Source organism: Streptantibioticus silvisoli, from assembly GCF_027947535.2.
GTDB classification, from domain to species: domain Bacteria; phylum Actinomycetota; class Actinomycetes; order Streptomycetales; family Streptomycetaceae; genus Streptantibioticus_C; species Streptantibioticus_C silvisoli.
This window is the reverse complement of the sequence record NZ_JAAGKO020000042.1, coordinates 41,814-61,148: the sequence shown is the minus strand read 5'-3', so window position 1 is coordinate 61,148 and position 19,335 is coordinate 41,814. Positions and strand designations below refer to the sequence as shown.

Here is a 19,335-nt window from a genome sequence, read left to right as displayed (position 1 = left end):
CGGTCGCGCGGACGTCCGGGGCATGCCGGGCCCGACACTAAGATGGTGGGTATGGCGAAAACCGGTACGACCACCCAGGGGCTGCGCACGGCCATCGAGCGCAGCGGCTATTACCCGGCGCTCGTGGCCGAGGCCGTGGAGGCCTCGGTCGGCACCGAGACCCCGGTGGCCTACCTGGTCAACCAGGAGACCACCTTCGACGCCAACGAGGTCCGGCGGCACGTGACGGTGCTGGTCCTGACCGCGACCCGGTTCCTGGTCAGCCACACCGACGAGCAGGGCGCCGACGACACCTCGCCCTCCCCGTACGCCACGACGTCGACCGAGTCGGTGAAGATCGGCCGGATCTCGTCCGTCGTGGTCAACCGGGTCGTCGCCAACCCCGAGTCGTACAAGCCGGGCACGCTGCCGCGCGAGGTGGTGCTGACCATCGGCTGGGGTGCCGTCAGCCGCCTCGACCTGGAGCCGGCCGCCTGCGGTGATCCCAACTGCGAGGCGGACCACGGCTACACCGGCTCCGCCACCGCCGACGACCTGTCGCTGCGGGTCAGCGAGGCCGGCGACGGGGCCGAAGCGGTCCGCGAGACCCTGGCGTTCGCCCAGGCGCTCTCGGAGGCCACCACCGCGGCGGCGCAGCGCTGATGCTCCATCCGGCCGCCGAACCGCCGTTGCTCGACCACCGTGCCGCACCGGTGCCGCGGTACGGCGAGGCGGCGCTCGCCGACCTGCTGCCGGCCGCGGTCGCCGGGCACGCGATCCCCGGCCTGCCCGCGACCGGCCTGGTGCTGCCGCCCGCCGACCGGGTGTGCGTCTTCCTGGTGGACGGCATGGGCTGGGAGCAGCTGCGCGCCCACCCGGACGAGGCGCCGTTCCTGACCTCGCTGCTGGCCACCTCCACGGCCGGCTCCGGCGCCCCGCTGACCGCGGGTTTCCCCTCCACCACCGCCACCTCGCTGACCTCGGTCGGCACCGGCCGGCCCAGCGGCGAACACGGCCTGGCCGGCTATCGGGTGGCCGTGCCGGGCCGGGGCGTGCTGATGAACCAGCTGCGCTGGCAGCCGCACACCGACCCCGAGCGCTGGCAGCCGTACCCGACCGTCTTCCAGTTGGCGCACGCGGCCGGCGTCGCGACCTGCCAGGTCTCCTCACCGGACTTCGAACACACCGTGCTGACCCGGGTCGCCCTGTCCGGCGGCACCTTCCTGGGCCGCGCCTCCGGTGAGGAGCGCGTCGACCTGGCCGCCGAACGCCTGGCCGCCGCCGACCGCACCCTGGTCTACACGTACTACCGCGATCTCGACTTCGCCGGGCACAAGTTCGGGGTGGACTCCGACGCCTGGCGCGGTCAGCTGATGATCGTCGACCGGCTCGCGCGCCGGCTGGCCGAGGCGCTCCCGCCGCGTGCGGTGCTGTACGTCACCGCCGACCACGGCATGATCGACGTCGCCCCGCAGGACCGGATCGACTTCGACGAGGACTGGGAGCTGCGGGCCGGCGTCGCGCTGCTCGGCGGCGAGGCCCGGGCCCGGCACGTGTACGCCGTCCCGGGGGCGGCCGCCGACGTGCACGCGGTGTGGCGCGAGGTGGTCGGCGACCGGATGTGGGTCGCGACCCGCCAGCAGGCCATCGACGCGGGCTGGTTCGGCCCCCGGGTGGACGAGCGGGTGGTGGACCGGCTCGGCGACGTGATCGCGGTGGCCGCCACCGACGACGTCGCGATCATCGCCACCGCCGCCGAGCCGCGCGACTCCACCATGGTCGGCCTGCACGGCTCGCTGGCCGCCTCGGAACTGCTGGTGCCGCTGCTGGAAGTGCGCACCTGACCGGTGCGAGGCCGCCGGCCGGCCCCGCACCGCCCCCCACCGTCCCCCACCGAAAGGCTCGTGGCCGCATCATGTCCGAACTGGTGTTTTTCTGCGGCACGATGGACTGCGGCAAGAGCACCCTGGCGTTGCAGATCGAGCACAACCGGTCGGCCCGCGGCAAACGCGGACTGATCTTCACCCGGGACGACCGGGCCGGCGCCGGTGTACTGTCCTCGCGGCTCGGCCTGTGCACCCAGGCCGTCGAGGCGCCGGAGGCGTTCGACTTCTACGCCCACGTCACCGACCACCTCGCCTGCGGGCGCCCGGCCGACTATGTGATCGCCGACGAGGCGCAGTTCTTCACCGCCGGCCAGATCGAGCAACTCGCCCGCGTGGTGGACGACCTGGACCTCGACGTCTACGCCTTCGGCATCACCACCGACTTCCGCACCCGGCTCTTCCCCGGTTCGCAGCGGCTGGTCGAACTCGCCGACCGCATCGAGGTGTTGCAGGTCGAGGCGTTGTGCTGGTGCGGCGCGCGGGCCACCCACAACGCCCGCACCGTCGACGGCCACATGGTCGTCGAGGGCGCCCAGGTCGTGGTGGGCGACGTCAACGGCACCGGCGGTGAGACGGGGTACGAGGTGCTGTGCCGCCGCCACCACCTGCGCCGCCAGACCGCGCTGAACGCCGAAGCGGGCGCGCGCGCCGACAGCGCGGCCGACGTGATGACCGCACGCGAACGCACGGGCACGCACGCCGACGCACGCTGACGCACGGGGACGCACGCTGACGTACGGGAACGCATGCCGACGCATGCCGACGCACGGGAACGCCGACGCGCTCGCGTCCGCCGTCGGGCCGCGCGGTGCGGCCGCGCCGACCCGTGCGACGTGGCCACACCGCCGGTGCGGTGCCCGGGGGAGGCGGCCCGGTGGCCGCCGCGCCGGGGTCAGCCGTTGCTGCGGACCACGGTGAACGCGGCGCCCTGCGGGTCGGCGAGTTCCGCGATCCGGCCGCGCTTGACCTCGTGGGCCGCGCGCAGCACCCGGCCGCCGAGCGCACCGGCGCGTTCCACCGCGGCGTCGGTGTCGGCCACCTCGAACCACGTGGTCCAGCGCGCCCCCCGCGCGCGGGGCAGCGCGGCGCCGACCGCGTGCAGACCGGCCACCGGGCGGCCGCCGAGCCGCAGCGTCACGTCCTGCGCCGGCGAGCCGGACCCGTCGTCGGCCGGGACCGGCGCGTCCGCCTCGAAGCCGAAGGCGGCGCCGTAGAAGGCGGTGACGTCCGCCTCCCGGGTGACCAGTTCGTTCCACGCCAGCGTGCCCGGCACCCCGGTGACGCCGACGCCGGTGTGCCCCTTGGGCTGCCAGACGCCGAACGAGGCGCCGGAGGGGTCGGCGGCGATCACCATCCGGCCGGCCTCGCCGTCGGCGTCCAGCGGGCCGACGGCGACGGTGCCGCCGCTGACCCGTATCGTCTCGGCGGCCGCGTCGGCGTCCGCGGTGGACAGGTACGTCGTCCACGCCACCGGCTGGCCGAGCCGGCGCGGGCTCTCACCGATCCCGGCGACCAGGCGGCCGTCCAGTACGGCTCTGGCGTACGGTCCGAAATGCGTGGGGCCCGGTTGGAACCGCCAGCCGAACAGGCCGCCGTAGAACTCCTGGGCGGCCGGCAGGCTGCGCACCAGCAGGCTGACCCAGCACGGCGCACCCTGGGGACGCTGGGCCGGTACCTCGGTCATCTTGGTTTCTCTCCTTCGGGTGCTCCCCGCGTGCCGGAGGCGGCCCGGGGCGCACCACGCCTGGCCGGAAAGCCACTGCCGCCCTGAGTGCGGCGTGTCGTCCGGTCAACGCCCGGGCCCCTGGCGTCCCGCCCGCGGAGAAACGGTCGCCGCCGCCCTCCGGCGCATCGCGTCCGTCGCCGGCGGGACAATCCGGCCGGCGGGCCGGTACGCGTGCGGGAGAACGGCGGACTGCTTGAGGACACAATGGGCCGTATGGACTCCATCATCTCCGCGGACGCGCTGCGCACCGACGCTTTCCGGCCGGTCCTGCTCGACGTGCGCTGGCAGCTCGGCGGCCCGTCCGGACGCCCGGACTACGAAGCCGGCCACCTGCCCGGGGCGCGTTACGTCGACCTCGACACCGAACTCGCCGGCCGGCCCGGCCGAGCGGGCCGCCACCCGCTGCCCGACCTCGACGTCTTCACCACGGCGATGCGCCGTGCCGGGGTGTGCGACGACCTGCCGGTGGTGGTCTACGACGGCGGCCAGGGCTGGGCGGCGGCCCGGGCCTGGTGGCTGCTGCGCTGGGCCGGACACCGCGACGTGCGGGTGCTGGACGGCGGACTGCCCGCCTGGAGCGGCCCGCTGGAGACCGGCGACGTGGCCGGCCGGCCCGGCGACTTCACGGCGCGGCCGGGCGGCATGCCGCTGCTGAGCGCCGACGAGGCGGCCGGGCTGGCCCGCACCGGTGTCCTGCTGGACGCCCGCGCGGCGGAACGCTACCGGGGCGACGTCGAGCCCGTCGACCGGATCGGCGGCCACATCCCCGGCGCCGTCAGCGCGCCCACCGCCGCCAACACCGGCCCGGAGGGACGTCTTCTGCCCGCCGCCGAACTGGCCGAGCGGTTCGGGCGGTTGGGTGCCACCGAGGGCGTCGGGGCCGGCGTCTACTGCGGCTCGGGCGTCTCCGCGGCCCACCAGGTGCTGGCCATGGCGGTGGCCGGCCGGCCCGCCGCGCTGTACGTGGGTTCGTGGAGCGAGTGGTCGGCCGACCCGGCCCGCGAGGTGGCCACCGGGCCGCAACCGGGCTGACCGGCCGCCCCGCGCGCGACGGCTCAGCGCCCGCGTGCGCCCGCGTCGCAGGAAGCAGGTACCCGCATACGGATCGGGCCCGCCCGGATCGATCCCGGACGGGCCCACCACGTACACCGACGGGCGGTGTTACTCCTTCTTGCGCCGGCTGCCGAAGACGATCTCGTCCCAGCTGGGCACCGTCGCGCGGCGGCCGGGCCGTACGCCGTCGGCCTCCGCCTGGCGGTCGGTGGTGCCGACCAGCCGGTCGCGGTGGCCGGCCACCGACCGCGGCATGAGCACGTCCGCGTAGGCGGAACCGGCGCCGACGCTGGCCGCCGGGGCGGGCGGCGCGGCCTCCTCGACCTCGTCGGGCAGGTCCGCGACCTCCTCCGGCGGTGCCTCGACGGGCGGCGGCGCGGCCGGCACCACCATGTCGCCGCGGAAGCTGGGCACCGCTTCGAGCAGGCTGGTCAGCGAATCGCGGTCGTCGTCGCGCTCGGCACGCTCCGGGCGGTCCTCGAAGCGGTCGCCGAGCCGGTCGGGCCGGTCCAGCGGCCGGTCCCGGGGCAGCCGGGCGATGCGCGGCACGAACGGGAAGCTCGGCTCGGGCTGCTGGGCGACCGATTCGCCGATCAGCGCGCGGGCCTCGTCGTCGACCGCCTGCACCAGCCGGCGCGGCGGGTCGAACGTCCAGGTCGCCGAGTGCGGTTCGCCCGCCACCCGGAAGAGCAGCAGCACCTCCCAGGTGCCGTCGTCACGGCGCCAGGAGTCCCACTGGTTGGTGTCCTTCTCCGCACCGCGCATCATCAGGCGTTCGGCCACCGCGTCGCCCAACTGCGGCCCGGCGCTCTCCCCATGACGGCGCACCGGGGTCTTGCGGGCCCGTTCCACCATGAAGGCGCGTTCCGCGAGCACCGGTCCCTCGAAACGGCGGACCCGCTCCACCGGGATGCCGGCCAGCTGCGCGACCTCTTCGGCCGACGCGCCGGCCCGTATCCGCGCCTGGATGTCCCGCGGGCGCAGATGGCTCTCGACCTCGATCTCGATCTGGCCGAGCCGGGCTCTGTCGTTGCGCACCGCGGCCCGCAGCCGCTCATCGATGGGAAGGGTGTATTCCGTATTGTCCGCAGCCTTGAGCACCAATCGTGTGCCGTCGTTGCTGACGGCCACGACACGCAGATCGGGCATGGGGACCTCCCGGGTGGTGCCTGCCGACGTCACGTGCGTCGCTGCTCCCGAAGAACGAGTGTGACCTGCCCAGCCGCGGCACGCCACAACCTTGCCGACTTCAACGGCGTGTCGGGAGCCTTTCCCAACGCACCGTCATGGCACGGTTACCTGTTCGCCACCAGCGACGGCCCGAGGACCGCTGCCCGTGGCGATTCCTGCGAACAACGCTCCTGCTGAACGGTGTTGGTCGAACGGCACCTTCGGGGCCCCCTCCGGCAGGTTCCGGGCAGCCGGACGGGAGGCCGGTGCACAGGCTGGTAACAGTACTCCATTCGGGCCATGCGGGGGCGGCGCCGCGCCGTGGCTTTCGCGACGCGGCGATCTTCTCCCGACGGCCAGAAACGGAAGTGCTGCCTCCGTTCACCGGCTCACGACGTGTGCGTACGACCCGTTATGTCCCCAGCACCCGCCCGAGGTAGGCGTTGCCGAACACCCGGTCGGGGTCCAGCCGGTCGCGGACGGCGGTGAACTCCGCGAACCGCGGGTAGGCGGCGGACAGGTACTCCGCGTCCCGGGTGTGCAGCTTGCCCCAGTGCGGCCGGCCCTGATGCGCGGTCATGATGCGCTCCACCGCGCCGAAGTACTCCCGGTACGGCACGCCGCGGTACTGGTGCACCGCGATGTAGACCGCCTCGCGGCCGCAGGCGGTGGACAGCGGGATGTCGTCGGCCGGCGCCACCCGCACCTCGACGGGGAAGCCGATCCGCAGGTCCGACCGCTCCACCATGGCCTTCAGCTCGCGCAGCGCCGGCACCGCCGCCTCCCGGGGCAGCGCGTACTCCATCTCCACGAACCGCACCCGGCGGGGACTGGTGAAGACCCGGTAGGCGGTGTCGGTGTAGACCCGCGCCGACAGCGCCCGGCCGGCCACCCGCGCGATCGCCGGCACCGCGGCCGGCGCCGCCCGGCCCAGCGAACAGGCGGCCTGGAAGACCGCGTTGGACAGCAGCTCGTCGTCCACCCAGCCGCGCACCCGCGGCAGCGGGTCGGCCGGACCGGGGGAGCGGTTGTTGCGCTTGGTGTTGCAGTGCTCGGTGTGCGGGAACCAGTAGAACTCGAAGTGCTCGTTGCCCCAGACCAGTTGGTGGAAGTCGCCGACCACCCGGTCGAAGGGCATCGGCTCCTCACGCGCCGTCAGCAGGAAGCGCGGCTCGACGGCGAAGGTCACCGAGGTGATCACCCCGAGCGCCCCCAGGCCGATCCGCGCCGCGGCGAAGACCTCCGGATTCTCCCGCGCCGAGCAGTGCAGCAGCGACCCGTCCGCGGTGACCAGGTCCAGCGCGGTGATCTGCGCGGCCACCGACGCCGAGGACCGGCCGGTGCCGTGCGTGCCGGTGCTCACCGCGCCGGCCACCGTCTGCTCCATGATGTCGCCCATGTTGGTCAGCGACCATCCCGCCGCGTCCAGCGCCCGGTTGAGCACCTTCAGCGGGGTCCCGGCGCCGGCGGTCACCGTCCGCGCCGCCCGGTCCAGCCGCACCGGGCCGGTCAGCCGCTCCGGCCGCACCAGCACCCCGTCGGTCGCGGCCGCCGCGGTGAAGGAGTGACCGGTGCCCACCGCCTTGACGGTCAGGCCCTCGGCGGCCGCGCGCCGCACCTGCGCCGCGAGCTCCTCCACCGTGGCTGGCGTCACCGTCCGCACCGGGTGGGCGGTGACCGTCCCCGCCCAGTTACGCCACGAGGTCGTCCCGCCGGTCGTTCGCGTCGAGTTCATCGCCCCGCTGCTCCTCCCGTTCCGGCGCCGGACGCAGCCGGCGGTACCCGACAAGCGCCACCACGGCCGCCAGCGTCCCGGCGCCCAGCGGCACCGTGAACCCCGCCGTGGGACCCGCCGCGTCCACCACCGCGCCGGCCGCCCACGAGCCGGCCGCCACGCCGATCGCGAGCCCGGTGCTGGTCCACGTCATGCCCTCGGTCAGTCGTGACCGCGGCACGTGCTGCTCGACCAGGGCCATGGTGGTGACCATCGTGGGTGCCACCGACAGCCCCGCGACGAACAGGGCCGCGGCCAACTCGGGCAAGTTTCCCACCAGTTGGAGGGGGATCATACTCACCGCCATCGTGCACACCCCCACCAGGAACCGCCGTGCCGGGCTCCTGCGCGGCGCGACCAGTCCGAAGACCACACCGGCCAGGCACGACCCCAGCGAGTAGACCGCCAGCGGCAGACTGGCGGCCGCCTTGTGCCCCAGCGCCTGGGCGAACGCCACCGTCACCACGTCCGCCGAACCGAAGATCGCACCGGTGGCCACGAACGTCAACACCAGAACCCGGAGTCCGGGTGATCGCAGGGCGGAACCGCCGGCCTGGTGCTCCTCGCGCGGATGCGGCACCGGCTCGGTGGAGCGCTGCGCGGTCAGCGACAGCACCCCGCCCGCCAGGCACAGGGCCGCCAGCAGCGGGCCGGCCTCCGGGAACCACCCGGTGCACAGCCCGATGGAGACGATCGGCCCGATGATGAAGCAGAACTCGTCGATCACCGACTCGTAGGAGTACGCGGCGTGCAGCAGCGGCGAACCGCGGTACAGCGCCGCCCAGCGGGCCCGCACCATCGAGCCCAGCGACGGCGTCGAGCCGGCCGCCGCCGCGCACACGAACAGCGTCCACACCGGCGCGTTCAGCCGTACGCACACCACCAGGCCCGCCACCGCCAGCACCGTCACCGCCGCGACCGGCCGCAGCACCCGCCGCTGCCCGTAGCGGTCCACCAGCCGCGAGACCCGCGGGCCGAACGCCGCCGCCGCCAGCGCCACCGTCGCCGACAGCGCCCCGGCCAGCCCGTACCGCCCGGTCACCTGGGAGATCATCGTCACGATGCCGATCCCCAGCATCGACAACGGCAGCCGGCCCACCGCCCCGGCCACGGAGAAGCCACGGGCGCCGGGCGCGGCGAAGATCGCACGATAAGGGGCGAGCACGGGCACTCCAGGCGCGGCGGGGGTAACACCGGCGGACAGGGCGAGGTGGGTGCCGGTGGGGGTAAACAACCAATAAAGCTTACGTGTCGGAGCAAGTGATATTCCCACCGGTCGCTTCCGGCCAGCCGGCGTCCGCCACGGTCGGCCGACACGCGCCCCCTCCACCGGCCGACGCGCGACCCCCGCCGGCGGACACGCGACCCCGCCGGCCCGACATCCGCCCGGCTCCGGGACGCGGCTCCTCCATCGGCCGACCCGCCCCCCGGCTCGGGCGCGGCCCCGATCCCGGCGCCCGCCCCGCCGGCCCACGACGTCCGGCCCCGGCGCCCGCCCCGCCGGCCATGGCGTCCGCCGCTCCGGCTCCCGTCCGCTCCCGTCCGCTCCCGTCCACCGCCCCGCGCCCGCCGGGGTGCCGCCGGCCGGCCGGTGCCGGGTGGCAGGATCGGGGCATGGCCGACCAGCTCGATCCCACTCCGTACGACGCCCTGCTGCTGCTGTCCTTCGGCGGCCCCGAAGGACCCGACGACGTCGTTCCGTTCCTGGAGAACGTCACCGCCGGGCGCGGCATCCCCCGCGAGCGCCTCAAGGAGGTCGGACAGCACTATTTCCTGTTCGGCGGCGTCAGTCCGATCAACGCCCAGAACCGCGAACTGCTCGACGCCCTGCGCGACGACTTCGCCGCCGGCGGACTGGACCTGCCCGTCTACTGGGGCAACCGCAACTGGGCGCCCTACCTGACCGACACGCTGCGCGAGATGTCCGACGACGGCCGCCGCCGCGTGCTGGTGCTGACCACCAGCGCCTACGCCTCCTACTCCGGCTGCCGCCAGTACCGGGAGAACCTCGCCGACGCCCTGGCCGTCCTGCGCTCCGAGGGCCGCCCGGTACCGGTGGTGGACAAGCTGCGGCACTACTTCAACCACCCCGGCTTCGTGGGCCCGATGACCGACGCCGTCCTGGCCGCGCTGGCCGCCCTGCCCCCCGGGGTCCGCGACGGCGCCCACCTGGCGTTCACCACGCACTCCATCCCCACCGCGGCCGCCGACACCTCCGGCCCGGCCGGCGGCCCCGCGGACGGCGGCGCCTACGTCGCCCAGCACCTGGACGCCGCCGCCCTGGTCGCCGGCGCCGTCCGGGAGGCCACCGGCGTCGAGCGCCCCTGGCGGCTGGTCTACCAGTCCCGCAGCGGCGCCCCGCACATCCCGTGGCTGGAGCCGGACATCTGCGACCACCTGGAGGCTGAGCACGCGGCCGGCGCGCCCGCGGTCGTGATGGTGCCGATCGGGTTCGTCTCCGACCACATGGAGGTCAAGTACGACCTCGACACCGAGGCCGCCGCCAAGGCCGCCGACCTCGGCCTGCCGGTCGCCCGCGCCGCCACCGTCGGCGCCGATCCCCGGTTCGCCGCCGCGGTACGCGACCTGGTCGCCGAACGCGCCGCCGCCGAACGCGGCGAACAGCCCGCGCGCTGCGCCCTCGGCGCCCTCGGCGCGAGCCACGACGTCTGCCCGGCCGGCTGCTGTCCGGCCCGGGTGCCCCGCGCGGCGGCGGCCGGCCGTGACTGACGTGCCCGCGCCCGGCGACCGCGGCCGGGCCCGACGAGAGGAACACCCTGTGACCGCATCCGAGACCGCATCCGACCGCGACCTGCTGGCCGTGGCCCTGGAGGCGGCCCGCCTGGCCGGGACGCTGCTGCGCGACGGCCGCCCCGCCGACCTGGCGGTGGCGGCCACCAAGTCCAGCCCGATCGACATCGTCACCGAGATGGACATCGCCGCCGAGAAGCTGATCACCGACCACCTCGCCGAGCACCGCCCCGACGACGGCCTGCTCGGTGAGGAGGGCGCCGACCGCGAGGGCACCAGCGGCGTGCGCTGGGTCATCGACCCGCTCGACGGCACGGTGAACTACCTGTACGGCCTGCCGTCCTGGGCGGTCTCCATCGCCGCAGAACGCGACGGGGAGACCGTCGCCGGCGTGGTGTACGCGCCGATGCGCGGCGAGACCTACCAGGCGGTGGCCGGCGGCGGCGCCTTCCTGGGCGACCGCCCGCTGCGCTGCCGGACCGCGCCGGCCTTCGAGCAGGCCCTGGTCGGCACAGGCTTCGGCTACATCGCCGCGCGCCGCGCCGCGCAGTCCGCCGTGCTGCGCGAACTGCTGCCCCGGGTGCGCGACATCCGCCGCGGCGGCTCGGCCGCCATCGACCTGTGCGACGTGGCCTGCGGGCGGCTCGACGCCTACTACGAGCGCGGACTGCACCCGTGGGACCGGGCGGCCGGCGCCCTCATCGCCCGGGAGGCGGGCGCGCTGACCGGCGGACGGCCCGGTGAGCGGGAGTCGGACGACCTGACGATCGCGGCCCCGCCCGGCCTGTTCGAGCCACTCCAGGCCCTGCTGGCGGAACTGGGCGCCGGTCGCGACTGACGCCGCGGGACACGGCGGCCACGCGGCCGGACGGGGTGTCGGGCGGGTGGGCGGGGTGTCAGGCGACCTTCGGTACGATCTCGACCCCGTGCTCGGCGGCCGTGCGGCGCAGTTCCTCCAGCTCCGACTGCTCGATCTCGGCGAGATAGTCGTCGCCGGTCTCCTTCGCGCGGTGCAGGTCGGTCTCGGTGCGGCGTATGCGCTGCGTGATGCCAGTGGTGAACGCGTCCATGAAGCGCCCCCTCGTCGTCGTCGGGTGCACAAGGTGGGTGGTGCCGATGTGCGGGGTGTGGCGATCACCGCCTAACGCGTACAGGACGCGCGGCAGATGCGGCAGAAGCCGCAGATGCGGCTGGATCGCGGGGTTGGAATCGTCATCCCCTCCCCCGGTGGGCCGAAAACCTTCCCCCGCAGAAAAAATCTCATGGGACGGTTTTCGTGACGTACTGTGACGGATTCCATCCGTCACGTAGCGAAACCGCCCGTATCACGATGTGTTTTCCAGCGGTTTCCCACGGTTGCCCTGCGCCTGCAACGGTCATCCGACAGCGTTGTCAGGGGTGTTGGGCGCTCGGGCGCCGATGCGTCCGGCGAACGGGCTTACCGGTGTTTTATGGGCATCGAAGGCAGGATGGAGTCCTCATCATTGATCGTTTCCCGGAAGGAACACCTCTGTGCGCGTACTCGTCGTCGAGGACGAGCAGTTGCTCGCCGATGCGGTGGCCCACGGCCTGCGCCGCCAGGCCATGGCCGTCGATGTCGTCTACGACGGGGGCGCCGCGCTGGAGCGCATCGGCGTCAACGACTACGACGTCGTCGTCCTCGACCGTGACCTCCCGGTCGTCCACGGTGACGAGGTGTGCCGCCAGCTCGTCGGGCTCGGGCTGCCCACCCGGGTGCTGATGCTGACCGCCTCCGGCGACGTCAGCGAGCGCGTCCAGGGGCTGGAGCTGGGCGCCGACGACTACCTGCCCAAGCCGTTCGCCTTCAGCGAGCTGACCGCCCGCGTGCGCGCCCTGGGCCGCCGCACCAGCACCCCGCTGCCCCCGGTCCTGGAACGCGCCGGCATCCGCCTCGATCCCAACCGCCGCGAGGTGGCCCGCGACGGCAAGGAGGTCCACCTCGCGCCCAAGGAGTTCGCCGTCCTGGAGGTCCTCATGCGCAGCGAGGGCGCGGTGGTCTCCGCCGAGCAACTGCTGGAGAAGGCCTGGGACGAGAACACCGACCCGTTCACCAACGTCGTGCGGGTCACCGTCATGACACTGCGCCGCAAGCTCGGTGAGCCCGCGGTCATCGTCACCATCCCCGGCTCCGGATACCGGATCTGACCGGCATGGGCAGTTCCTTCCCCCCACCGGCGCCCAAGGCCCCGCCGAAGCCCACCTGGCCGCCGCGCGCCTCCGAGATCCCGCCGCCGTGGCTGCGTCCGACCATCCGTATACGCCTGACCGTCCTGTACGGCGGGATGTTCCTCATCGCCGGCGTCCTGCTGCTGCTGATCATCTACCTGCTGGCCGCGCAGGCCCTCAAGGAGGGCGACCAGGTCCCGTACCACCTCCAGGCCGGCTCCAACGTGGTGGTCAACAGTGCCGCCTGCCCCGGCCTGGTCGGCGTCGGCCCGGGCCGGGCCATCGACGTCAACACCTTCAACAGCGCGCTGTCGTCCTGCATGGACCAGCAGCGCCAGGTGGCCCTCGCCGACCTGCTGCGCCGCTCGCTGCTGGCCCTGCTGGGGCTGACGGTGGTCGCGTTCGCCGGCGGCTACCTGATGGCCGGCCGGGTGCTGTCGCCGCTGGGCCACATCACCCGCACCGCCCGGCAGGTCGTCGCCATCGACCTGTCGCGCCGCATCCAGCTCGACGGACCCGACGACGAGCTGAAGGAGCTGGCCGACACCTTCGACGACATGCTCGACCGGCTGGCCCGCTCCTTCGAGTCGCAGCGGCGGTTCGTCGCCAACGCCTCCCACGAACTGCGCACCCCGCTGGCCATCAACCGCACCCTGCTGGAGGTCCACCTCGCCGATCCGGGCGCCTCACCGGACCTTCAGGACCTCGGCAAGAACCTGCTGGCCACCAACCTGCGCAGCGAACAACTGGTCGAGGGCCTGCTGCTGCTGGCCCGCAGCGACAACGAACTCACCGAGAAGAAGGCGGTCGACCTCGCCGAGGCCGCCAACCAGACCGTCGAGCAGACGCGTGCCGAGGCCCAGGGCAAGGGCGTGGAACTCAGCGCCGACCTGGCCCCCGCCGTCGTGCAGGGCAGCGCCGTGCTGCTGGAACGCGTCACGCTCAACCTGGTGCAGAACGCCGTGCGGTACAACGAGCCGGACGGCTGGGTGCGGGTCGCCACCGCCGTCCGCGACGGCGCCGCGCTGCTCACCGTGACCAACACCGGCCTGCCGGTGCCGGTCGAGGAGCTGGACAACATCTTCGAGCCCTTCCGGCGGCTCGCCGAGCGCACCGGCAGCGACAAGGGGGCCGGCCTCGGCCTGTCCATCGTCCGCTCGGTCGTACGCGCCCACGGCGGCACCATCACGGCCGAGTCCCGCTCCGGGGGAGGGCTGGTCATGCGGGTCGCGATCCCGCTGTGAGGGCGGGAAGTGATGTATCCGACACCGATCCGCCGGTCGCGCACGGTACGGCACGTGTCACACTGCGTGGAAATATTGTTCGCTCCGAGCGGAATATGTCCGTCCACAACCGGCCCATCCCCGGTGTGACCGATCGCACAGGTCGGCGGGTCAATGGGCACGTACCGTGAGGGACGCTCACGGCGAAAAAGCCGAAAAATCCATGTTTCCACTGGTCATGATCACGGGAAGTACACGGGACAGTGCCCTTTGGGCACCGTGACCGGCCACCTGCGAGCCCTGATCGATGGCCGACACCATCACCCCTTCGGGGGTGGCGTTGGGTGTCGATTGAGTAACAGGGCTTGAAGTGAGGCAAAATTCCCGCCTCGGGTCGGGCACAAGTTCCGCCCCTCGCGCGTTACGTGCGCTGGAGAGACCGCAGACACCCAGAGGGGGAGAGCGCTATGGCTACGGATTACGACACGCCACGCAAGACCGATGACGACATCAACGAGGACAGCATTGAGGAGCTGAAGGCCCGACGGAACGAGAAGTCCACCTCCGCGGTGGACGTGGACGAGTTCGAACAGGCCGAGGGGCTGGAACTGCCCGGCGCCGACCTTTCCAACGAAGAGCTGTCGGTGCGGGTGCTGCCCCGCCAGGCGGACGAGTTCACCTGCATGAGCTGCTTCCTGGTCCACCACCGGAGCCAGCTCGCCAAGGAGAAGAACGGCAACCCGATCTGCCGCGACTGCGCGGCCTGACGGTCGGGCGGCCATGTCGGACCCGGCGGGACCAGACGACGAGCGGGGCTCCCTGGAGCACCGGCACCAGCCGTACGCGACGCCACCCCTTGACGGTGAGGTGGCGTGGGACGGCCGGAGGGCCTCGCTCGCGCGACGCGTCCGAGGGGGCGCCAGGGCGGCGGTGAGCGCGCTCGCCGACCGCCTCATCGACGTGGCGCCGCGTATCCCGGTCCGCGATCTGGAAACCCTGCGCCGGCAGTTCCCCGGCCTGGGACCCGAGCAGATCGCGGACAAGCTGGTCACCGGCGCCACCACCGGCACCGCCGGGGTGGGGGCGGGAGTGGGCGCCGCGGCCGCCCTGCCCGTACCGCCCGCCATGACCGCGGAACTCGCCGCCGAGACCATCGCGGTCGCCGCGGTGGAGTACAAGCTCATCGCCGAACTGCACGAGGTCTACGGACTGCGCGCCCCCGGCAGCACGAAACAGCGGGTGGCCGCGTACCTGGGCGCCTGGGCCCAGCAGCGCGGCATCAGCGTCACCAAGCCGGCCAGCTTCGACGCGGCCCTCGGCGGCCAGCTCAAACGCCAGCTGCGCCAGCGCCTGGTGCGCCGCACCGCACGCAACCTGCCGACCCTCACCCCGTTCATGATCGGCGCCGTCGTGGGGGCGGTGTTCAACCGGCGCAGCACCCACGCCCTCGCCGACAAGGTCCGCGCCGACCTGCGCACCCGGCAGATCCCCTGGGACCGCCTGCCGCCCGCCGGCGACTGAGCACCCGTACCCGGGCTCCCCGGTCGGCCCGCGCGCACGTATCAGGACGGCGACGCCCCGCAGGAACGTCAGCACGGCGCACGTCGGCACCGCGACGGCCCGGGGCGAACGTCAGCACCGGCACGGCATCCGCGACGCCCCGCGCGAGCGTCATCCACCGCCACGGAGCGTCCGCACCGCCCGCGGGAACGTCTTCGGTGTACCCGTGAACGTCCTGCGCCGCGGTGCCCTCAGGAGGCCGCGGTGACCTTCCGCAGGGCGTCCGCCAGCCGCTTCGGCGACCGCGTCGACAGGTACAGGTACGGCGTCGGGTCCGCCGGGTCGCTCACCTCGACCTTCAGCGCCGTCGGCACGTAGGACCGCAGCAGCATGAAGGCGCGGGCGTCCGCCTTGTAGGTGCGCCAGGCCGTCGCCTCCTCGCGGTCCAGCTCGACCGCCTCGCCCAGCGCCGACACCGGGATGCGCGCGTCGCCGGCCACCAGCGAACCGGCCACCACACGGATGCGCGCCGAGCCGTAGGAACTCACCACCACGCACGACAGCGCGGTCGCCCCGACGAACGTGCCGAGCAGCGGCAACGGCCCGAAGGGCAGGGCGATCAGCCCGCACCCCACACCGGTCAGCACGGCCAGGAACCACCAGGAACGCGGCGCGGTCAGGCGCTCGTCGTAAGGCTGCATGACGACAAGCTTGGCACGTCCGGTTGTGAACCCGGCGCGGGCACCGCCGCCGGCCGCCCGACAGCCGCCCCAGGGCCCCGGGCGGCCCGCTGCGGCCCGCTCAGGGCAGCGGCAGCCCGATGACCCGTGCCAGTCGCGGCGGCGCCTCACGCAGCCCGGTGGCGATCATCTTGGCCCAGTCCGACGCCGCCGTCGGCGCCAGCGCGTCCAGCGCCGCGGTGGACCGCGCCCCGCCGCCCACCGGATACCGCGACCGCGGCCGCCGCTCGGTCAGCGCCCGCCGCACCGCCCGCGCCACCTCGCCCGGCGCCGGCTCCCGGTTGCGCGCGCCGCGCCGCACCGGCTCGCCGGCCGCCTCGTACTGCTTGCGGTAGGCCGACACCCGCGACTGCGGCAGCAGCTGCGAACTGCCCGCCCACAGCCGCGACCCGTACGACCACGGCTCGACCATCGACACCCGCACCCCGAACGGCGCGCACTCCATGCGCAGCGCGTCCGTCACCGCCTCCAGGCCCTGCTTGCTCGCGCAGTACCAGCCCAGCATCGGCATGGTCACCCGCCCGGCCAGGCAGGAGACGTTCACGATCCGCCCCCGCCTGCGGGCCCGCATCGACGGCAGCACCAGCCGCGCGATCCGGGCCGGGGCCAGCAGATTGGTCTCCAGCTGCCGCCGCGCCAGCTCGTCGTCGACGTCCTCCACCGCGCCGGGCTGCGCGAAGTCGGCGTTGTTCACCACCGCCCACGGCCCGCCGCCGGTCATCGTGGCGATCTCGGTGAACGCCCGGACCGTGGACGTCGCGTCGGCCACGTCCACCACCACCGTGCGCACCGGTGGACCGGTGCGCGCCGCGCGTTCCCGCAGCGCCTCGGCCTTCTCCCGGGTGCGGCACGCGGCGATCACCGCGAATCCGGTGCGGGCCAGCTCCATCGTGATGGCCTGACCGGTGGCACTGGTGGCGCCGGTGACCACGACCGACGGGCGCGAACGCGGGATCTTCGGATTCAGCGGGATCTTCGGACTCACAGGAACCGACCTAAAGAACGCGACGTAAGGGTGGGGCATCACCAGGAGGGTAGGGTTCGGGCCGTGAGTGGAGCTACTGCTACCGACAGCACAGGCGGTTCGGCGTTGACGCCGCCGCCCGGTGCCGAGACCCCGGTGCGCCATCCCGACGCGCCCGAACCCGGCACCCCGCTCGGATCGCACTACGAGCAGTGTTTCGGCTGCGGCGAAGCCCAGTCGCACGGCCTCCACCTGGAAGCCCGGGCCGGCGAAGGCGTCGGCGTCACCGCGGAGTTCACCGTACGCCCTGCCCACCAGGGCGCCCCCGGCCTCGCGCACGGCGGCGTGCTGGTCTCCGCGCTGGACGAGACCCTCGGCTCGGTCCAGTGGCTGCTGCGCACCATCGCGGTCACCGGCCGGCTGGAGACCGAGTTCGTCCGCCCGGTACCGGTCGGCACCACGCTGCACCTGAGGGCCCACTGCACCGGCGTGTCCGGCCGCAAGATCTACTCCTCCGCCGAGGGCCGCATCGGCAGCCCCGACGGTCCGGTCGCGGTGCGTGCCAGAGCCGTCTTCGTCGAGGTCCAGCTCGAACACTTCACGAAGAACGGCCGCCCCGAGGAGATCAAGGCGGCCCTGGACAACCCCGACCAGCACAAGGTCGTGCGTGCCTTCGAGGTGAACCCGTGAGCGCCGTCCGCCCCCGGCTGGACGTCCTGGTGCGACGCCTGGACCCCGAGATCCCCCTGCCCGCGTACGCGCAGCCCGGCGACGCGGGACTCGACCTGATGACCACCGAGGCTGCCGAACTCGCCCCCGGTGAGCGTGCGGTCCTGCCCACCGGTATCGCCGTCGCCCTGCCCGACGGCTATGCCGCCTTCGTCCACCCGCGCTCGGGCCTGGCGGCCCGGTGCGGCGTCTCCATGGTGAATGCGCCGGGCACGATCGATGCCGGGTACCGTGGGGAGATCAAGGTGATTGTGGTCAACCTCGACCCGCGCGAGAAGGTGCGGTTCGCACGGTTCGACCGGGTCGCCCAGCTGGTCGTCCAGCAGGTCGAGAAGGTCCGCTTCCACGAGGTCGCGGAGCTGCCCGGCTCCGCCAGGGCCGAGGGCGGTTTCGGCTCCACTGGAGGACACGCCGTGGCGGCACCGGCGGACGGTACGACCGTAACCACGCAGGGCTACGCAACGGTCGCCTCAGACCGGGAAGGACAGTGACCGTGTTCCGTCGTCGCAGCAAGGAGCGCGAAGACGCCCACGACGAGCTCGCCGAAGACGCGGGCCCGGACGAGTCGACCGAGGACGCCGACGCGTCCGAGGGCGCCGACGAGGGCGAGTCTCCCCGCTACAACCTGCCGCCCGCCCCGCGCCCCGACGGCCCGTGGGACATCAGCGAGGTCAAGAACCCCGGCGAGGGCCGCGTCGACCTCGGCGGGCTGTTCGTGCCCGGTGTCGAGGGCATGGAACTGCGGGTCGAGGTGGCCGGTGACTCCATCGTCGCCGCCACTGTCGTGCTCCAGGACAGCGCCATCCAGCTCCAGGCCTTCGCCGCGCCGAAGTCCGAGGGCATCTGGGGCGAGGTCCGCGACGAGATCGCCTCCGGCATCACCCAGCAGGGCGGCGTGGTCGACACCGTCGAGGGCCCGATCGGCTGGGAGCTGCGCGCCCAGGTCCCGGTGCAGCTGCCCGACGGCGCCGCCGGCGTCCAGCTGGTCCGCTTCGTCGGCTGCGACGGCCCGCGCTGGTTCCTGCGCGGCGTCATCTCCGGCCAGGGCGCGGTCGCCCCGCAGGCGGCCGGCGTGCTGGAGCAGATCTTCCGCGACACGGTCGTCACCCGCGGCGACACGCCGATGGCACCCCGCGACCCGATCGTGCTGAAGCTCCCCGAGGACGCCCAGATGGTCCCCGAGGGCATGGCCCAGACGCAGGACGAGGCCGCCCCCGGCAAGTTCTCCGACGGCATCGACCCCATGCGCCGCGGCCCGGAGATCACCGAGGTCCGCTGAGACCGCCGCACGCGTCATCGCCGACGGGCCGGAACCGCACCCCTGCGGTCCCGGCCCGTTCGCACGCTCCGCACGCCCGGCCGCGCCGTTCGGACCGGCCGGCGGCGGCCTCTGCGACGGCAGCCGGCTTCTCCCTCCGGGGGGCTCGGCCGGGCCGCGGCGATGCCGGACGGCAGCCGGCCTCTCCGACGGGACGGGTTTCCCCGGCGACCCCGGCCGGCCCCCAACACCGTCGGCCAGCGTCCCGTACCGCAGGCGTCCCCGGCGCCCTCAGCCGGCACCGTGGTGCCCCCGCGGCACCCAGCAGCCCTGCGGTGCCCAGCGGCAGCCGACCCCGCCCCTGGCAGCACCGCCGCCTCCTGAAGGCGCTCGCA

The 19,335-nt window shown here is 73.8% G+C and carries 20 protein-coding genes; 13 read left to right on the top strand and 7 right to left on the bottom strand.

Annotation, left to right across the window (positions count from 1 at the left end):
* The first annotated feature begins 51 nt into the window (after positions 1 to 51).
* The 3 genes from POF43_RS24975 to POF43_RS24965 all read left to right on the top strand — a co-directional run bounded on the left by POF43_RS24975 (position 52) and on the right by POF43_RS24965 (position 2,578).
* On the top strand, positions 52 to 642 hold the full coding sequence (locus tag POF43_RS24975; protein WP_271315341.1) for a DUF5998 family protein: 591 nt from the start codon (positions 52 to 54) through the stop codon (positions 640 to 642).
* Positions 642 to 1,823 (top strand): alkaline phosphatase family protein, encoded by a 1,182-nt coding sequence (locus POF43_RS24970; protein ID WP_271323683.1) that lies wholly within the window; start codon positions 642 to 644, stop codon positions 1,821 to 1,823. Before POF43_RS24975 ends, POF43_RS24970 begins: the two co-directional genes overlap by 1 nt.
* 71 nt (positions 1,824 to 1,894) lie before the next feature.
* Positions 1,895 to 2,578: a thymidine kinase gene (locus POF43_RS24965; RefSeq protein ID WP_271315339.1), complete on the top strand. Its 684-nt coding sequence runs from the start codon at positions 1,895 to 1,897 to the stop codon at positions 2,576 to 2,578.
* Positions 2,579 to 2,757: 179 nt separating this feature from the next.
* Here POF43_RS24965 and POF43_RS24960 read toward each other — a convergent pair whose 3' ends face one another.
* A complete protein-coding gene (locus POF43_RS24960; protein ID WP_271315338.1) occupies positions 2,758 to 3,549 on the bottom strand; it encodes a VOC family protein in 792 nt (263 codons plus the stop codon).
* Between the two features lie 255 nt (positions 3,550 to 3,804).
* On the opposite strand from POF43_RS24960, the gene POF43_RS24955 reads away from it, so the two are divergent.
* Entirely contained in the window at positions 3,805 to 4,623 is an 819-nt protein-coding gene (locus tag POF43_RS24955) for a sulfurtransferase (protein ID WP_271323684.1), read from the top strand.
* A 129-nt stretch (positions 4,624 to 4,752) separates the two neighbouring features.
* On the opposite strand, the gene sepH is transcribed toward POF43_RS24955, so the two are convergent.
* The 3 genes from sepH to POF43_RS24940 all read right to left on the bottom strand — a co-directional run bounded on the left by sepH (position 4,753) and on the right by POF43_RS24940 (position 8,753).
* A complete protein-coding gene (gene sepH, locus POF43_RS24950; RefSeq protein WP_271323685.1) occupies positions 4,753 to 5,826 on the bottom strand; it encodes a septation protein SepH in 1,074 nt (357 codons plus the stop codon).
* Positions 5,827 to 6,226: 400 nt separating this feature from the next.
* Positions 6,227 to 7,549, bottom strand: coding sequence for a D-arabinono-1,4-lactone oxidase (locus tag POF43_RS24945; RefSeq protein ID WP_271323686.1), 1,323 nt, complete (start codon positions 7,547 to 7,549; stop codon positions 6,227 to 6,229).
* On the bottom strand, positions 7,506 to 8,753 hold the full coding sequence (locus tag POF43_RS24940) for an MFS transporter (RefSeq protein ID WP_271315343.1): 1,248 nt from the start codon (positions 8,751 to 8,753) through the stop codon (positions 7,506 to 7,508). The genes POF43_RS24945 and POF43_RS24940 overlap by 44 nt, the downstream gene beginning before the upstream one ends.
* Before the next feature lie 449 nt (positions 8,754 to 9,202).
* Here POF43_RS24940 and POF43_RS24935 point away from each other — a divergent pair, with 449 nt between their 5' ends.
* Together POF43_RS24935 and POF43_RS24930 are read left to right on the top strand one after the other, a co-directional pair.
* Positions 9,203 to 10,318: a ferrochelatase gene (locus tag POF43_RS24935; protein ID WP_282704761.1), complete on the top strand. Its 1,116-nt coding sequence runs from the start codon at positions 9,203 to 9,205 to the stop codon at positions 10,316 to 10,318.
* A gap of 49 nt (positions 10,319 to 10,367) precedes the next feature.
* Complete coding sequence (locus POF43_RS24930) at positions 10,368 to 11,177, top strand: inositol monophosphatase family protein (protein WP_271323687.1); 810 nt, start codon at positions 10,368 to 10,370, stop codon at positions 11,175 to 11,177.
* Positions 11,178 to 11,235: 58 nt separating this feature from the next.
* On the opposite strand, the gene POF43_RS24925 is transcribed toward POF43_RS24930, so the two are convergent.
* A complete protein-coding gene (locus POF43_RS24925) occupies positions 11,236 to 11,409 on the bottom strand; it encodes a hypothetical protein (protein WP_271324351.1) in 174 nt (57 codons plus the stop codon).
* 442 nt (positions 11,410 to 11,851) lie between these two features.
* Here POF43_RS24925 and POF43_RS24920 point away from each other — a divergent pair, with 442 nt between their 5' ends.
* The 4 genes from POF43_RS24920 to POF43_RS24905 all read left to right on the top strand — a co-directional run bounded on the left by POF43_RS24920 (position 11,852) and on the right by POF43_RS24905 (position 15,270).
* Complete coding sequence (locus POF43_RS24920) at positions 11,852 to 12,505, top strand: response regulator transcription factor (RefSeq protein ID WP_271316109.1); 654 nt, start codon at positions 11,852 to 11,854, stop codon at positions 12,503 to 12,505.
* Positions 12,506 to 12,510: 5 nt separating this feature from the next.
* Positions 12,511 to 13,770, top strand: a complete 1,260-nt coding sequence (locus tag POF43_RS24915) for a sensor histidine kinase (RefSeq protein WP_271316110.1) — start codon at positions 12,511 to 12,513, stop codon at positions 13,768 to 13,770.
* Positions 13,771 to 14,216: 446 nt separating this feature from the next.
* On the top strand, positions 14,217 to 14,516 hold the full coding sequence (locus POF43_RS24910; protein WP_271316111.1) for a DUF4193 domain-containing protein: 300 nt from the start codon (positions 14,217 to 14,219) through the stop codon (positions 14,514 to 14,516).
* A 163-nt stretch (positions 14,517 to 14,679) separates the two neighbouring features.
* Positions 14,680 to 15,270 carry a hypothetical protein gene (locus POF43_RS24905; protein WP_372516116.1) on the top strand — a complete coding sequence of 197 codons (591 nt, stop codon included), beginning with the start codon at positions 14,680 to 14,682 and terminating at the stop codon, positions 15,268 to 15,270.
* 230 nt (positions 15,271 to 15,500) lie between these two features.
* On the opposite strand, the gene POF43_RS24900 is transcribed toward POF43_RS24905, so the two are convergent.
* Complete coding sequence (locus tag POF43_RS24900; protein ID WP_271316113.1) at positions 15,501 to 15,950, bottom strand: DUF3093 domain-containing protein; 450 nt, start codon at positions 15,948 to 15,950, stop codon at positions 15,501 to 15,503.
* 100 nt (positions 15,951 to 16,050) lie between these two features.
* Positions 16,051 to 16,974: an SDR family NAD(P)-dependent oxidoreductase gene (locus POF43_RS24895; protein ID WP_271324353.1), complete on the bottom strand. Its 924-nt coding sequence runs from the start codon at positions 16,972 to 16,974 to the stop codon at positions 16,051 to 16,053.
* 63 nt (positions 16,975 to 17,037) lie between these two features.
* Between POF43_RS24895 and POF43_RS24890 the strand changes: the two genes are divergently transcribed.
* The 3 genes from POF43_RS24890 to POF43_RS24880 are packed head-to-tail and all read left to right on the top strand — an operon-like array spanning position 17,038 to position 18,961.
* A complete protein-coding gene (locus tag POF43_RS24890; protein ID WP_271316115.1) occupies positions 17,038 to 17,643 on the top strand; it encodes a PaaI family thioesterase in 606 nt (201 codons plus the stop codon).
* Positions 17,640 to 18,173 carry a dUTP diphosphatase gene (gene dut, locus POF43_RS24885; protein WP_271316116.1) on the top strand — a complete coding sequence of 178 codons (534 nt, stop codon included), beginning with the start codon at positions 17,640 to 17,642 and terminating at the stop codon, positions 18,171 to 18,173. The genes POF43_RS24890 and dut overlap by 4 nt, the downstream gene beginning before the upstream one ends.
* A 2-nt stretch (positions 18,174 to 18,175) precedes the next feature.
* The gene (locus tag POF43_RS24880; RefSeq protein WP_271316117.1) at positions 18,176 to 18,961 is read left to right on the top strand and encodes a DUF3710 domain-containing protein; all 786 of its coding nucleotides are present in this window, start codon (positions 18,176 to 18,178) and stop codon (positions 18,959 to 18,961) included.
* The last annotated feature ends 374 nt before the right edge of the window (positions 18,962 to 19,335 follow it).

Bases quoted from the DNA above. Each gene is read 5' to 3' on its own strand.
- POF43_RS24945 (WP_271323686.1), bottom strand. From the start codon at position 7,549: ATGAACTCGACGCGAACGACCGGCGGGACGACCTCGTGGCGTAACTGG.
- POF43_RS24900 (WP_271316113.1), bottom strand. From the start codon at position 15,950: ATGCAGCCTTACGACGAGCGCCTGACCGCGCCGCGTTCCTGGTGGTTC.
- POF43_RS24925 (WP_271324351.1), bottom strand. From the start codon at position 11,409: ATGGACGCGTTCACCACTGGCATCACGCAGCGCATACGCCGCACCGAG.
- POF43_RS24970 (WP_271323683.1), top strand. From the start codon at position 642: ATGCTCCATCCGGCCGCCGAACCGCCGTTGCTCGACCACCGTGCCGCA.
- POF43_RS24935 (WP_282704761.1), top strand. From the start codon at position 9,203: ATGGCCGACCAGCTCGATCCCACTCCGTACGACGCCCTGCTGCTGCTG.
- POF43_RS24960 (WP_271315338.1), bottom strand. From the start codon at position 3,549: ATGACCGAGGTACCGGCCCAGCGTCCCCAGGGTGCGCCGTGCTGGGTC.
- POF43_RS24910 (WP_271316111.1), top strand. From the start codon at position 14,217: ATGGCTACGGATTACGACACGCCACGCAAGACCGATGACGACATCAAC.
- POF43_RS24975 (WP_271315341.1), top strand. From the start codon at position 52: ATGGCGAAAACCGGTACGACCACCCAGGGGCTGCGCACGGCCATCGAG.
- POF43_RS24955 (WP_271323684.1), top strand. From the start codon at position 3,805: ATGGACTCCATCATCTCCGCGGACGCGCTGCGCACCGACGCTTTCCGG.
- POF43_RS24915 (WP_271316110.1), top strand. From the start codon at position 12,511: ATGGGCAGTTCCTTCCCCCCACCGGCGCCCAAGGCCCCGCCGAAGCCC.
- POF43_RS24965 (WP_271315339.1), top strand. From the start codon at position 1,895: ATGTCCGAACTGGTGTTTTTCTGCGGCACGATGGACTGCGGCAAGAGC.